The following is a 13,922-nucleotide window of genomic DNA, read 5'->3' on the forward strand; positions in this document are numbered from 1 at the left end:
CCAACGAAGCGGTAGAGATGCTTCGGCAAGCTCAGCATGACGTTCTGAGGGGAACCAGCCCCGTACCCTACTGCCGTTACATCCGCTCGGGCACCTGGATGCCCAGCAGGCCCAGGCTGGCCTTGATGGTGCGGCCGGTGAGAGCCGAGAGGGCCACGTAGAACGAGCGGCTGGTTTCGTTGGGCTCGGTGAAGATTTTGATGTCGGTGTAGAAGCGGTTGTAGGCACGGGCCACCTCGTAGGTGTACTGGGCCACCACGGCGGGCGAGAACGTACGGGCGGCTTCCTGTACTACGCCGGCGTAGCGGCCCAGCTCCTGCACCATCTCGCGGGCAGCGGCGGGCAGCTCCGGCAGGGCGCTCAGGTCGGCATCGGGACGGATGCCCATTTCGGCGGCTTTGCGCAGGATGGCGGCAATGCGGGCGTGCGAATACTGCACGAACGGCCCCGTGTCGCCTTCCAGCTTCACCGATTCCTCGGGGTTGAAGAGCATACGCTTCTTGGGGTCCACCTTCAGCAGGTAGTACTTGAGCGCGCCCAGGCCCAGCATGTGGTAAAGCTGCTGCAGCTCCTGCTCGCTCAGGCCTTCGGTTTTGCCTTTTTCGAGGGTGGCAGCCTGCGCCGCATCCACTACTTCACGCACCAGCTCGTCGGCGTCCACCACGGTGCCTTCGCGGCTTTTCATCTTGCCCGAGGGCAGGTCCACCATGCCGTAGCTGAGGTGGTAGATGGCGTCGGCGTAGGGCTTACCCAGCTTCTGAAGCACCGCCCGCAGCACCTGCATGTGGTAGTTTTGCTCGTCGGCAATGACGTACACGCTCAGGTCGTAGTGGAAATCCTGGTACTTCAGCTCGGCCGTGCCCAGGTCCTGGGTGATGTACACCGAGGTGCCGTCGGCGCGCAGCAGCAGCTTCTCGTCGAGGCCTTCTTCCTTGAGGTCTACCCACACCGAGCCGTCTTCTTTCTTGAAGAACACGCCCTTCTGCAGGCCTTCCTCCACCCGCTCCTTGCCCAGCAGGTACGTGCCCGACTCGTAGTAATACTTGTCGAAATCGACGCCGATGTTGGTGTAGGTGGCGTCGAAGCCTTCGTACACCCAGCCGTTCATCTGCTTCCAGAGGCTCACCACGGCTTCGTCGCCGGCTTCCCAGGCGCGGAGCATGTCCTGGGCTTCCAGCATCATCGGGGCTTGGCGCTTGGCTACGTCGGGGGCCACGCCTTCGGCTTCCAGCTGGCGCACCTGCTCGCGGTAGTGCTTCTCAAACAGCACGTAGTACTTGCCGGCCAGGTGGTCGCCCTTGATGCCGGCACTCTGCGGGGTTTCGCCCTGCCCGTACTGCTGGTAAGCCAGCATCGACTTGCAGATGTGGATGCCCCGGTCGTTGACCAGATTGGCCTTCGTGACGGTGGCGCCGGTAGCATTCAGAATCTCGGCCACCGAGTAGCCCAAGAAGTTGTTGCGCAGGTGGCCCAGGTGCAGGGGCTTGTTGGTGTTGGGCGAGGAATACTCCACCACCACGTTGCGCGGGCCCTCGGTAGTGACAGGCGCGCCGGCCGGCTGCTGGTACAGGCTGGTAAAGAGCTTCACCCACTCGGCGTCGGCAATTTCCAGGTTCAGGAAGCCTTTCACCACGTTGTAGCCGCTCACCAGCGGCGAGTTGGCCACCAGCCACTCCCCTACGGCCTGCCCGATTTGCTCGGGGCCTTTGCCCAGGGTTTTGGTGAACGGGAACGTGACGAGCGTAAACTGGCCGGCAAACTCCTTGCGCGTGGGCTGCAACGTAAGCTGGGCGGCGGGCACCTCGGTGCCGAATACAGTCTGGATAGCCGCGCCGAGGGCGGCTTTGAGGGTTTGTTCGAGTTGCTGCACTTGGAAAAGCGAAACGCTGAAAAAGAAGCCTTATCGTAGGCTTCGGATAGATTTTGAGGCGAAATCCGGGAGGCGGCGTAAGCTACCGGCTTGGGCGGGGCAAGGGCGTTTCCGGCCCTGGGGGCAGGCGCCAGCCATCCGCGTCGGCCGTGGCCTACGCTACATTCGTCGGGAAGAAAGCCGCCAAAAAACCGGGTTCATAAGCACTTACCGCCGCGGCCACCCTGGGCTGCGGCAGGCACAAAGGTAGAAACCTGGGCCGGAAGAGCCCGCGCCCGCGCCTACTTTCCTGCCCGGCGCAGCACCATGGGCACCTGCCGGGGGTTGCCGCGCGTGATAACCGGGTAGGCCACGTCGCTGACAAACAGCAGCTGCCCGTTCAGCCGGATGCGCGCCTGCAGGCTGTAGGTGTTGCTTTCCTGGATGCGGCCGGGGTCGTAGGTGAGCGTGAAGGGCAGCGGCACCTGCTCGCCGTTGGGCCGGATCGTGACGGAATCAATGACGGTAGCCGCCACGTCCTGCAACGACACGTCCAGCAGCTGCACCTGCACCACAGCGGCGGCCGGCAGCGCCATCCGCTCGCGGTACGTGAGCGTGCCCGTCACGGTGTCGCGGGGCAGCTTCATGGGCTGCCGGGCTTCGGCGCCGGGGCCGCCACCAGTGGCAGAGGGCGAGGCGGAGCAGGCCGCCAGCAACAGGGGCACGCAAAGGGCAGGCAACAGACGGATCAGCATGGGGCGGCGGCAAAAAGCAGGATTTCGTTATGGCTGGTCACGAATATATCCGCTTTTTGCCGCCGCGCAAGCTGGCCGCTACCGGCTCACCACTTCTTCCAGCCGCAGGCGCCGCTGAATGGCATCGGTGGCCGCTTCCAGAATGTCGAAGGCGTTCTGGGCCATGGTGTTTTCGGAGTCTAGCGTGGGGTTGATTTCCACCATCTCAAAGCACACCACCCGGTCGTTGTCGAGCAGGGCGCGGCACAGGCTGATGGCTTCTTCCACGTTGAGGCCATCCACCACGGGCGTGCCGGTGCCTTTGCTGAAGCGCGAATCCAACGAGTCTACGTCGAAGCTGATGTACACCATGTCGCAGAAGCGCAGGCGCTCATACACCTCGCGGGCTATCTGGCGGGTGCCTTTGCTTTTTACTTCGTCGAGCTTGTAGTTTTTGATGCCCAGGCGCTCGATGATGGCGTCTTCCTCGGGCTCGGTGTCGCGCACCACCACGTACACCAGATGCTCGCCGGTGATTTTGGGGCCGGGCTCGCCCAGGTTTTTCAGCTTCTGCCAGAAAAACTCAGTTTCGGGCTCGGGCTGGTTGCGCTGGCACTCGCGGTTGTCGTCGCCGAGGCTGATGGACAGCGGCATGCCGTGCATGTTGCCCGAGGGCGTGGTGTAGGGCGAGTGAATGTCGGCGTGGGCATCTACCCACACCACGCCCAGCGTTTTGTGCGGGTAGGCCGCCTTGATGCCCGCAATGGTGGCGGCGGCGCTGCTGTGGTCGCCGGCCAGCACCAGCGGAAACTCGCCGAAGCGCAGCGTTTGCTCTACAGTGCTGGCAATGCCTTTCTGCACCGTGTAGATAGAATCGATGTGCTTGGCCTTCGGGAAATGGTTTTTCTCGAAGAGCACGTGGTTCAGGTCCGGAATGTGGACCGAGTTGAACCGGCGGAAGTAGTCGGACCCTTTGTTGAGGCAGGCCACCTTGAGGGCATCTACGCCCAGGCTGGCACCACGGGTTCCGGCTCCAAGCTCGGAGCGGACTTCCAGAAGCTTAATGCGTCGCATATTACATTGGCAGGAAAAAGGTTAGAGTGGTTTTAATGCTTGCCGATTGAGCGGGTGGGAATTCCTCTCAGGCTTGACGCGCGCGGACCCTCCGGCGCAACCAACGAACAAAGCACAACCAAAACCCCGCGCGCGGGGTATCTTTGCAGTTGCAAGTTCGACAAAAGGATTGCGAAGAAAAAGAACGTCATGCTGAGCTTGCCCAAGCATCTCTACTGAGAGTGGTCAGTTACTACCGCAACGAAGCGGTAGAGATGCTTTGGCAAGCTCAGCATGACGTTCTTGCCTCCAACTTCTCCCCCACACATTCCTTCAATGGATACCTACCACGACCTGATTTCGCAGACGTTTGACTTTCCTACCGACGAGTTTCAGGTAGATGGCAACGAGCTGCGCTTCCACGACATCGACCTGATGGCCCTGGTGAAAAAGCACGGCACGCCGCTGCGCCTGGCGTATCTGCCCAAAATCAGCAGCCAGATTCAGCGGGCGCAGGAGTGGTTCCGGGCCGGCATCGAGAAAATCGGCTACCAGGGCAAATACTCCTACGCCTACTGCACCAAGGCCTCGCACTTCAGCTTTGTGGTGGAAGAAGCCCTGAAAAACGGCGTGCACATCGAAACGTCGTCGTGGTTTGATACCAACATCATCCGGGCCATGCACGCCAAGGGCAAGGTGCAGAAGGACACGTTCATCATCTGCAACGGCTTCAAAACCGACGAGTACAAGCACGAAATCACGCGCCTCATCAACGACGGCTTCGTGAACTGCATGCCCATCCTCGACTCGCCCAACGAGGTGGACTACTACCACGACAACGTGCGCGAGAAGTGCAGCGTGGGCATGCGCCTGGCCTCCGACGAGGAGCCGCGCTTCCAGTTCTACACCTCGCGCCTGGGCATCCGCTACACCGACGCCATTCCGCTCTACGAGCAGAAAATCAAGGATGACCCGCGCTTCGAGCTCACGATGCTGCACTACTTCATCAACACCGGCATCAAGGACACCAGCTACTACTGGTCGGAGCTGAGCCGGTTTGTGCACAAGTACTGCGAGCTGCGCAAGGTGTGCCCTACCCTCACCACCATCGACATCGGCGGCGGACTGCCCATCCAGACCAGCATCCAGAAAGAGTACGACTACCCGTACATGATTGAGGAAGTGCTGCGCACCATCCAGCGCATCTGCGCCGAGGAAGGCGTGGCCGAGCCGGACATCTTCACCGAGTTCGGCATCTTCACCGTGGGCGAGTCGGGCGCAACCATCTACAGCATTCTGGACGAGAAGCTGCAGAACGACAAGGAGTTGTGGTACATGATTGACGGCTCGTTCATCACCAACCTGCCCGACACCTGGGCCCTGAACCAGCGCTTCATCATGCTGGCCCTCAACGGCTGGAACAAGCAGTACAAGAAAATTCAGCTCGGCGGCCTCACCTGCGACTCGCAGGACTACTACAACGCCGAGAAGCACATCTACCAGGTGTTTCTGCCCGAGCGCAAGCCCCAGGATGCCGAGCCGCTGTACGTGGGCTTCTTCCACACCGGCGCCTACCAGGAAAGCCTGAGCGGCTACGGCGGCGTGAAGCACTGCCTGATTCCGGCCCCCAAAATGGTGATTCTGGACCGCGCCGAGGATGGCACCCTCACCGACCGGGTGTTTGCCGAAGAACAGACCGCCGACTCCATGATGCGCATTCTGGGCTACCAGGCCTAGGGTTTCGGCAAGTTTCGGGCGGGCCGGTTGGAAGGCCCGCCCGGAACTGCTATTTTTGGGCTGTAACTCCTCTTTATTAACCAGTTCTCCTCTTCTTTCGATGAAAAAGCTACTCCTGCTGGCCTCTGTGGCTGTTTTGGGTCTGAGTGCATGCAACAAGCAGAAGTGCCCGGCTTATACCAGCACAAAAGCCGCCAACCGCGTGTCGTCGCCGATTATGGCTTCGTCGGTTTCGGCCCCAGCTGCCCGCCAGTAGTTTTCTGGTAGCCTCAACCGCCCTGAAAAGCCCGCCCTGCCTCAGGCAGCGGCGGGCTTTTTGCTGCCTTGCAAACTGAATTTTACAAATTCTGTATTCTGCATAATTTAAAGAAGAACCCTTCGTTATGCGTTAGAAAGTTTTCATATTTAGCAGGTTGCAAATAGTGCACCTGTCTTTCATTGCACAAAAACATGAAAAAAGTATTGCTTTTTGCGGTTCTGGGGGTTCTCTCTCTCAATTCATGCCGCACCAAATGCCCTGCTTACTCCACCACCAAGCCGGCTACCCACACCGCGGCCCCCATCATGGCCAGCAACGCCGCCGCAACGCCCCGGCAGTAAGGGGTAGCTGCCCTGAACTGAAAACGCCTCCCGCTCTTATTTACCTGAGCAGGAGGCGTTTTTGCGTGTAGCTCTACGGGCCGCAGCCACCCATTTTGGGCCTTACGACGCGGCGGCCAGTATCAGGTCGGTGGCGGCGGCCAGGTTGGGCACGCGGGGCTGGAACGTGGCGGGTTCCTCCTCGCCTACCAGAATCCCGCGCACCCCCACTTTAGCACCCGCCTGCATGTCGCGCAGCCGGTCGCCTACCAGCCAGCACTGTGCCGCCTCCAGCTGGAAGCGTGCCATGGCCTGCTCCAGCATCAGCGAGTCGGGCTTGCGCCTGAGCGACTCCGACACGCTGGGGTGGCCCGGCGCGAAGTACAGCGCATCGAGGGCGCCGTGGCAGGCCTGTTGCAGCTTCTGGTGGCAGGCCTGCACGTCGGCGGCCGTGTACAGGCCCTTGGCAATACCGGCCTGGTTGGTCACGACGATGAGGTAATAGCCGGCGGCTTTGAGACGCGCCAGGCTCTCGGGCACGTCCGGCAGCACCTCAAACTGCCCGGGCTGCCACACGTAGTCGCCCATTTCCCGGTTCAGCACTCCGTCGCGGTCCAGAAATACAGCTTTGTTGGTCATGTTTCAGGTGATGAGGTGATGAGGTGATGGAGTGATGAGGTGTTTTTGGGTGACAGGTGACAAAGGTAGCGGGGCAACGGCCTGAAGCACCTTGTTTGTGACTACTACCTTTGCTGCGTGTTATAGCATTGACTATCCCCTCTTACCCCATTGCTTATTACTTATCACCTGTCACCTCATTACCCCATCACTTCATCACCCAAAGTCAACAACATGTCCATAGCCATACTCGGAGGCGGTATTTCAGGGCTTACGCTGGCCTGGCAGCTGCAGAAAGCGGGTGTCGCCTACGACCTGTTTGAGGCCGAGGCCACGCCCGGCGGCTGCTTGCGCAGCCTGGCCCATCCGGCCGGCTACCTCCTCGAAACCGGCCCCAACTCCCTGCAGCTCAGCGACGAGCTGCAGGAGCTGCTCACCGAGCTCGACCTCACCGACAAAATCCAGGACGCAGCCGACGTCAGCAAGCACCGCTACGTGCTGCGCGACGGCCGCATTCAGGAGCTGCCCGGCTCGCCGCCGGCCCTGCTCACCAGTAGCTTTTTCAGTTTAAAAGCCCGGTTCAGCCTGGTGCGCGAGTTGCTGCGGCCGGCTGCCGCGCCCAATCCGCAGGAAACGGTGGCCGGCTTTTTCCGCCGCCGCTTCGGCCCCGAGCTGGTCGATTACGCCGTGAATCCGTTCATTTCCGGCATTTACGCCGGCGACCCCGAGCAGCTGCTGATTCATAAGACGTTCGGGAAAGTGGCGGCGCTGGAGCAGCAGCACGGCTCGGTGCTACGCGGGCTGGCCAAAGCCGGCGGCGGCGCGGGCCGCAAGCGTATCATCACGCTGCAGGGCGGCATCCAGACCCTCACCGACGCGCTGGCCGCCCGCCTCACCCACCGCCACGTGGGCCAACCCGTGCAGGCCCTGCACCGCCTCCCCAACGGCCACTACCAGCTACGTACCGCCGCCGGCCGCGAAAGCCAGCACACGGCCCTGGTGCTGGCGCTGCCCACCTACGCCGCCGCGCCCCTGCTGCAGCCGCTGTTTCCGGAGGCCGCGGCGGCGCTGGCCGCTGTGCACTACCCGCCGATGGCCGCCATCTACACCGCCTACCAGCGCGCCGACGTCAGCCATCCACTCAACGGCTTCGGGGCGCTCAGCCCCAAAATCGAGCAGCCGTACGCGGCCGGCACCATCTGGACCAGCGCCATCTTCCCCGACCGCGCCCCGTCCGGCCAGGTGCTGTTTACCACGTTTGTGGGCGGTACTCAATATGAGGAACACGCCCGCCAGCCCGAGGCCACCCAGAAAGCCGCCGTGCACGCCGAGCTAGGCAAACTCTACGGAATCCGGGAGGGCGCGCAACCTGCGTGGCAGTTCCGGTACTATTGGGAGCGCGCCATTCCGCAGTTCGACCACCGCATTGTGGCCGCGCACGCCGCCGCCGATACGCTGCAAACCCAGAATATCTGGAGCGCGGCCAACTGGCGCGGCGGCGTGGGCGTACCAGACTGCATCCGGCACGCCCGACAAATTGCTGCTCAACTTGTTGCGTAAGCTGGGCCGGTAACCACGGGCGGCGTGGCCGGGAAGAAGCCCTTGGCAGACTACCAGCCAGCTTTTTCCTGTTCGCCAGTTTCTGCATATTGCCGGGCGGGCGCACCAAAAACCCCTCTATCTTTGTCCGATGAATGACGGGCTCGTCCTGATACCAACCTACAATGAGCGGGAAAATGCGGAACTGATTCTTCGCAAGGTCTTTTCGCTGCCCAAAGAGTTCGACGTGCTCATCATCGATGATGGCTCGCCGGACGGCACCGCGGCCATTGTGCGGGGCCTGATGGCGGAGTTTCCGAACCGGTTGTTTCTGGAAGAGCGCAGCGGCAAGCTGGGGCTGGGCACGGCTTACATCCACGGCTTCCGATGGGCCCTGGCGCGCGGCTACCAGTACGTGTTTGAGATGGACGCCGACTTCTCCCACAACCCCGACGACCTGGTGCGCCTCTACGACGCCTGCGCCCACGACGGCTACGACCTGGCTATCGGCTCGCGCTACATCCAGGGCGTAAATGTGGTCAACTGGCCCATGGACCGGGTGCTGATGTCGTACTTCGCCTCGGCCTACGTGCGCTTCATCACGGGCATGCCCATCCGCGACGCCACGGCGGGCTTCAAGTGCTACACCGCCCGCGTGCTGCGCACCATCGAGCTCGACCGGATCCGGTTTGTGGGCTATGCCTTCCAGATTGAGATGAAGTGGCTGGCCTACAAGTATGGCTTCCGCATCAAGGAGGTGCCGATTATCTTCACTGACCGCACCCGGGGCTCGTCCAAGATGAGCAAGGGCATTGTGCAGGAAGCTTTCCTGGGCGTCATCAAGATGAAGGTAGACAGCTGGTTCCGGCGCTTTGCCCCGGCGCAGCCGCGCGCCGCCGTTTCGACGGGCAGCGCAACCCCGGCGCGGGAAACCCGGTAAGCGTAGCTGCAGCCGGCCCGCTGCGGCGTTTGGTTTTCCGGGCCATTAGCGGCGCTACCAATGGAAATTACTCCCTGGTTCTGGGTGGGCTTCAACGCCTTCGTGCTGGCCATGCTGCTGCTCGATCTGCTGGTGTTCAACCGCCGGGCCCACGTGGTGCGCATGCGCGAAGCCCTGGGCTGGAGCGCCTTCTGGATTGCGCTGTCGCTCACGTTCAACTACCTGGTCTACCACTTCCTGGGGCGCACGGCCGCCCTGGAGTTCCTCACGGGCTACCTGATTGAGAAGTCGCTGAGCGTGGACAACCTGTTCGTGTTTCTGCTCATCTTCAGCTACTTCAAGGTTCCGCCGCAATACCAGCACAAGATTCTGTTTTGGGGGATTCTGGGGGCGCTGGTGCTGCGAGCCGCCTTCATTCTGGTGGGCGCGGCGCTGCTGGCCAAGTTCCATTTCCTGCTCTATGTGCTGGGCGCCTTCCTGGTGTACACCGGCGTGAAGATGGCCACCAACGCCGGCGAGCCCGAAATAGACCCCGACAGCAACCCCGTAGTGCGCTTCCTGAGCCGCCACCTGCCCATCACCAACCGCCTCCACGACGACCGGTTTCTGATCCGTCAGGATGGCCGGCTGTTTGCCACGCCGCTGCTGGTGGTGCTGGTGATGGTGGAAACCACCGACGTAGTATTTGCCGCCGACTCCATTCCGGCCATCCTGGCCGTCTCGCGCGACACGTTCATCGTGTACACCAGCAACGTGTTTGCGCTACTGGGTCTACGGGCCCTCTATTTCGCCCTGGAAGGCCTGATGCGGCTGTTCCACTACTTGCAGTACGGCCTCTCGCTGATCCTTGTCTTCATCGGCGCCAAGCTGCTCCTGTCCGAGGTTTACCACATTCCCATGGGAATTTCGTTGGGTGTGGTGGGCGGAATATTGCTGCTGTCGGTGGTGGCCTCCGTGCTCTGGCCCAAGCCACAGGAAGATCCAGTCTGACACTGTCATTTTCTGCCATACAAAAAGGCCGCCTTGCAGTGTGCACGGCGGCCTTTCAGTTGCGGAAAAAGCAGTTACGGCTTAGGAACCGGGGTGCCTTCGGCGGGCGCGGGAACGGTGGTGTTCACGCCTTCGTCGGGGGCGGCGTTGCCACCGAGCAGGTCAATGAGGTTGAGCGGCTCAAACTGTGTGGAGTCGGAAGGCTGGGTGGCACGCACGGTGTCGCGCACGGCCCGGAAGATGGAGCCGTGGGCCCGTCCGGGGAAGCTCAGGCTGTAGCTGAGCGTGTTGCGGGCGCCTTCCGAAATCAGGCCTTTCTGCAGCATCAGGTCGGCGATGAGGCGGTGGAAGTAGCGTGCCGCGCTGCGCATTTCGCCGTATTGGTTGAACGACATCTGGTAGCGCCGCGGCCGCGGGATGATGCTGGCCATGTACAGACTTTCCGAAAGGTTCAGCTCGCTTGGCTCCTTAGCGTAGTAGAACTCGGCAGCCTCCTTCACGCCGTAGATCTTCGGGCCCCACTCGATGATGTTGAGGTACACTTCAAACATGCGCTCCTTCGAAACGAGACGCGTGTTTTCAATCAGCCACACAATCAGGGCTTCCTCAATCTTGCGGGTCACAGTCTTCTGCCGGGTCAGGAACACGTTTTTCACCAGCTGCATAGAAATGGTGCTGCCGCCACGGGCGAAGCGCTTTTCCTTGATGTTCTGGATGGCCGACTTCACAAACGCCTTTTCCATGAAGCCCTTATGCGACAGAAAGCGCGGGTCCTCGGCCGTCATGATGGCCGCCTTCAGGTAGTCCGACACCTCGCCGTAGGGCACGAAATCGGGGTTGGTGGCGCCTACTTTGAAGGTCTTGATGGAGTCGCCCTTATCGTTGTAGGCCGTGTATCGGAAATCCTGGTTGAGTTGATTGAGGTCTTCGCGGCCCATGCGCGTGATGCGGAAGTTGTTGGGCGTGAGGCTGGAGCTGAACTCCAGGCTGTCCACCTGGTTCATGTCCAAGTCAAGGTGCATGCGGTACTGCAGCGTGCCGCTACCCTGCATGCCTTCCAGGGTGTTGAACATGCCCTCGGGCAGGGCCGCAAAGAACGTGTTGGCCGCCGTTTCGGCCGACTCGATATCGGCCTGCACCTGCAGGCCCGCCAGCATTTCGCGGCGGTTGCGTACCCCGTTGATCATCTTGCCCACCACACGCTGGTTGAGCGGCAGCTTACGCACGCTCAGCGTGGGGTAGAACTCCATGCGGTTGAGCGTAACCTTGGTGCCCTTTTCCAGCGCCGCGTAGGCCTGGCCCAGCGTGGCCACAAAGTCGATGCCGCCGCGCGGGAAACGCACGTCGCGGTCGGAGAGCTTGGGATGGTTCACGATGAAATTGGCCGCCGAAGCCGTGCCGCGCACGGTCAGCTGGTCGTCGTCCATCTCTTTTTCGGTGAGGCTAAAACGCAGCGTGTCGAACTGCACGCGGGCCCCGTAGCGGCGCTGCACGTAGGGCAGCGTCACGGGCCGGCGCTCCAGGCCAAACACCTCTGCCTGCAGGGCATAGTCGCCGGGCTCGATGTGGCCCTGCACGCCCACCCGGTTTTCCACCGAGTCGATGACGGCCGTCAGCTGGCCCTGAATGTCGCCATCCTCAATGGAGAGGCGCGGCATCACCACGCGGGCGCGGTGGCGGGGGCTGTCGTAGGTCACTAGGAAGTTCTGGAAATCGGCCTCGCCCGGGATATTGTCGAAGCTGGCTTCCAGCAGCTGGTTGGCCAGCAGCCCGTAGTTTACGCCCTGTGTGGTATCGCGCGGCACTTCGGGCTGCGCGCCTTTTTTGCGGTACAGAAACGAGTAGTTGTCTTGGCCGGAGCGGGTTTTGCGGGCCGTGAAGCGGGCGTCGCTGATTTCGAGGTTGCTGAACACCGGGCGGCCCGCAAACAGGCTCCGCACGCTCAATGACACCGTGAGCAGGCGCGCCTGCAGCAGCGTATCGGTGGGCGCGGCCTTGGGTACCAGGCTCATGCCGGCAATCTGCACCGTGTTGAGGTCGGTGAAGCGGGCCGGGCCCAGCGCGAGCGTAACGGGGTATTTGCGCTCTACTTTGGCCGTGGCCTGCCGGATGGCATAGTCCAGCAGCTGCTGGCGCTTGAGCAGGAATACGGTGAGGCCGAGGGCCAGCAGGGCCACCACAATGCCCAGGCCGATGGCAATTTTTTTCTTAGTTGCTGGAGTCACGCGAGCGAGTCGAGAGGAAGGATAATCGCGGGCGGGGCGTGCCAGATTCGTGCCGAACCCGCCGCCGATCATAGTACAAAGGTAGGGAAAAAGGGGCGCGCCCGTTTCCGGCCCGCGGGGGCTTCGCTACCTTTGGCCCATTCTGGCCAACCCTCTCTACGCATGAACGCTGCTGCCGACTACGCCACGCTCACTCCGCTCACCGCTGTTTCGCCCCTGGATGGCCGCTACCGGCGCACCACCGCGCCCCTGGCGCCGTATTTCTCGGAGCTGGCCCTGATCCGCTACCGGGTGCTGGTGGAGGTGGAATACTTCATTGCCCTGTGCGAGCTGCCGCTGCCGCAGCTGCAGCCCATAGATGCCGCCCTGTTTCCGGAGCTGCGTGCCCTCTACACCAGCTTCTCGCTGGCCGACGCCGACGCGGTAAAGTCCTATGAGCAGACCACCAACCACGACGTGAAGGCGGTGGAATACTTCCTGCGCGACAAGTTCACGGCGCTGGGGCTGGAGGCGTATCTGGAATTCATTCACTTCGGCCTGACCTCGCAGGACATCAACAACACGGCCATTCCGCTGAGCTTGCAGCACGGCCTCATCAACACGCTGCTGCCGGCCTACGCGCAGGTGCGCAACGCCTTGGCCGCCCGCGCCACCGAGTGGGACACCGTGCCGATGCTGGCCCGCACCCACGGCCAGCCGGCCTCGCCCACGCGCCTGGGCAAGGAAGTGCAGGTGTTTGTGGCCCGGTTGGATGCCCAGGTGGCGCTGCTGGGCCAGGTGCCGTTCGGAGCTAAATTCGGCGGTGCCACCGGCAACTTCAACGCCCACAACGTGGCTTATCCGCAGGTCGACTGGCACCAATTCGGTGACGTGTTCGTGAACAACCGGCTGGGGCTGCACCGCTCCTTCCCCACCACCCAGATCGAGCACTACGACCACTTGGCGGCCCTCTGCGACGCCCTCAAGCGCCTCAACACCATTCTCATCGACCTGGCCCGCGACGTGTGGCAGTATATTTCGCTGGGCTATTTCCGCCAGACCATCAAGGCGGGCGAAGTGGGCTCATCGGCCATGCCGCACAAGGTAAATCCCATCGACTTCGAAAACGCGGAGGGCAACCTGGGCCTCGCCAATGCCATGCTGGAGCACCTGGCGGCCAAGCTGCCCATCAGCCGCCTGCAGCGCGACCTGACCGACTCCACGGTGCTGCGCAACCTGGGCGTGCCGCTGGGCCATACGCTCATCGCCCTTACGGCGCTGCAACGCGGCCTCGGCAAGTTGGCCCTCGACGAAGCCGCCCTGGCCCGCGACCTGGACGCCAGCTGGCCCGTGGTGGCCGAGGCCATCCAGACCATCCTGCGCCGCGAAGCCTACCCAGACCCTTACAACGCCCTCAAGGCCCTCACCCGCACCCACGGTCCCATCACCGAAACTACCATCCGTGAGTTCATCGAAACGCTGGACGTGAGTGAGAAAGTGAAAGCCGAGCTGCGCGGGATTTCGCCGCACAACTATGTAGGCATCTAGCTTTTTGTCATCCTGAGTGAGCGAAGCATATTATCATGCCCGAACGACAAGTTTGGTAGCTAGTTAGCCCTGATAAAAACCTTTGTTTCACTTAGGAGAACAGTTTTACCCGTTTCCCTGCCCCCCCTACC

Annotated in this window: 11 protein-coding genes; 6 read left to right on the top strand and 5 right to left on the bottom strand. The window is 62.0% G+C overall.

Annotated features, from left to right (window positions below):
• Positions 1–76: 76 nt before the first annotated feature.
• The 3 genes from argS to O9Z63_RS11105 all read right to left on the bottom strand — a co-directional run bounded on the left by argS (position 77) and on the right by O9Z63_RS11105 (position 3,657).
• Positions 77–1,870: an arginine--tRNA ligase gene (gene argS / locus O9Z63_RS11095; RefSeq protein WP_270125279.1), complete on the bottom strand. Its 1,794-nt coding sequence runs from the start codon at positions 1,868–1,870 to the stop codon at positions 77–79.
• Between the two features lie 281 nt (positions 1,871–2,151).
• Positions 2,152–2,604 (bottom strand): YbaY family lipoprotein, encoded by a 453-nt coding sequence (locus O9Z63_RS11100; protein WP_270125280.1) that lies wholly within the window; start codon positions 2,602–2,604, stop codon positions 2,152–2,154.
• A gap of 78 nt (positions 2,605–2,682) precedes the next feature.
• On the bottom strand, positions 2,683–3,657 hold the full coding sequence (locus O9Z63_RS11105; RefSeq protein ID WP_270125281.1) for an arginase: 975 nt from the start codon (positions 3,655–3,657) through the stop codon (positions 2,683–2,685).
• Between the two features lie 315 nt (positions 3,658–3,972).
• Here O9Z63_RS11105 and O9Z63_RS11110 point away from each other — a divergent pair, with 315 nt between their 5' ends.
• A complete protein-coding gene (locus tag O9Z63_RS11110; protein ID WP_270125282.1) occupies positions 3,973–5,373 on the top strand; it encodes a type III PLP-dependent enzyme domain-containing protein in 1,401 nt (466 codons plus the stop codon).
• A gap of 100 nt (positions 5,374–5,473) precedes the next feature.
• A complete protein-coding gene (locus O9Z63_RS11115) occupies positions 5,474–5,629 on the top strand; it encodes a hypothetical protein (RefSeq protein ID WP_156109326.1) in 156 nt (51 codons plus the stop codon).
• A gap of 446 nt (positions 5,630–6,075) precedes the next feature.
• Here O9Z63_RS11115 and O9Z63_RS11120 read toward each other — a convergent pair whose 3' ends face one another.
• The gene (locus O9Z63_RS11120; RefSeq protein WP_270125283.1) at positions 6,076–6,591 is read right to left on the bottom strand and encodes a D-glycero-alpha-D-manno-heptose-1,7-bisphosphate 7-phosphatase; all 516 of its coding nucleotides are present in this window, start codon (positions 6,589–6,591) and stop codon (positions 6,076–6,078) included.
• A gap of 213 nt (positions 6,592–6,804) precedes the next feature.
• On the opposite strand from O9Z63_RS11120, the gene hemG reads away from it, so the two are divergent.
• The 3 genes from hemG to O9Z63_RS11135 all read left to right on the top strand — a co-directional run bounded on the left by hemG (position 6,805) and on the right by O9Z63_RS11135 (position 10,039).
• On the top strand, positions 6,805–8,130 hold the full coding sequence (hemG, locus tag O9Z63_RS11125; protein WP_270125284.1) for a protoporphyrinogen oxidase: 1,326 nt from the start codon (positions 6,805–6,807) through the stop codon (positions 8,128–8,130).
• Positions 8,131–8,260: 130 nt separating this feature from the next.
• Positions 8,261–9,049, top strand: coding sequence for a polyprenol monophosphomannose synthase (locus O9Z63_RS11130; protein ID WP_270125285.1), 789 nt, complete (start codon positions 8,261–8,263; stop codon positions 9,047–9,049).
• A gap of 60 nt (positions 9,050–9,109) precedes the next feature.
• Entirely contained in the window at positions 9,110–10,039 is a 930-nt protein-coding gene (locus tag O9Z63_RS11135) for a TerC family protein (protein ID WP_270125286.1), read from the top strand.
• 74 nt (positions 10,040–10,113) lie between these two features.
• On the opposite strand, the gene O9Z63_RS11140 is transcribed toward O9Z63_RS11135, so the two are convergent.
• The gene (locus O9Z63_RS11140; protein WP_408613898.1) at positions 10,114–12,051 is read right to left on the bottom strand and encodes a transglycosylase domain-containing protein; all 1,938 of its coding nucleotides are present in this window, start codon (positions 12,049–12,051) and stop codon (positions 10,114–10,116) included.
• Between the two features lie 375 nt (positions 12,052–12,426).
• On the opposite strand from O9Z63_RS11140, the gene purB reads away from it, so the two are divergent.
• A complete protein-coding gene (purB, locus tag O9Z63_RS11145; protein ID WP_270125289.1) occupies positions 12,427–13,791 on the top strand; it encodes an adenylosuccinate lyase in 1,365 nt (454 codons plus the stop codon).
• The last annotated feature ends 131 nt before the right edge of the window (positions 13,792–13,922 follow it).

It is taken from the genome of Hymenobacter yonginensis, from assembly GCF_027625995.1.
Taxonomy (GTDB): Bacteria; Bacteroidota; Bacteroidia; order Cytophagales; family Hymenobacteraceae; genus Hymenobacter; species Hymenobacter yonginensis.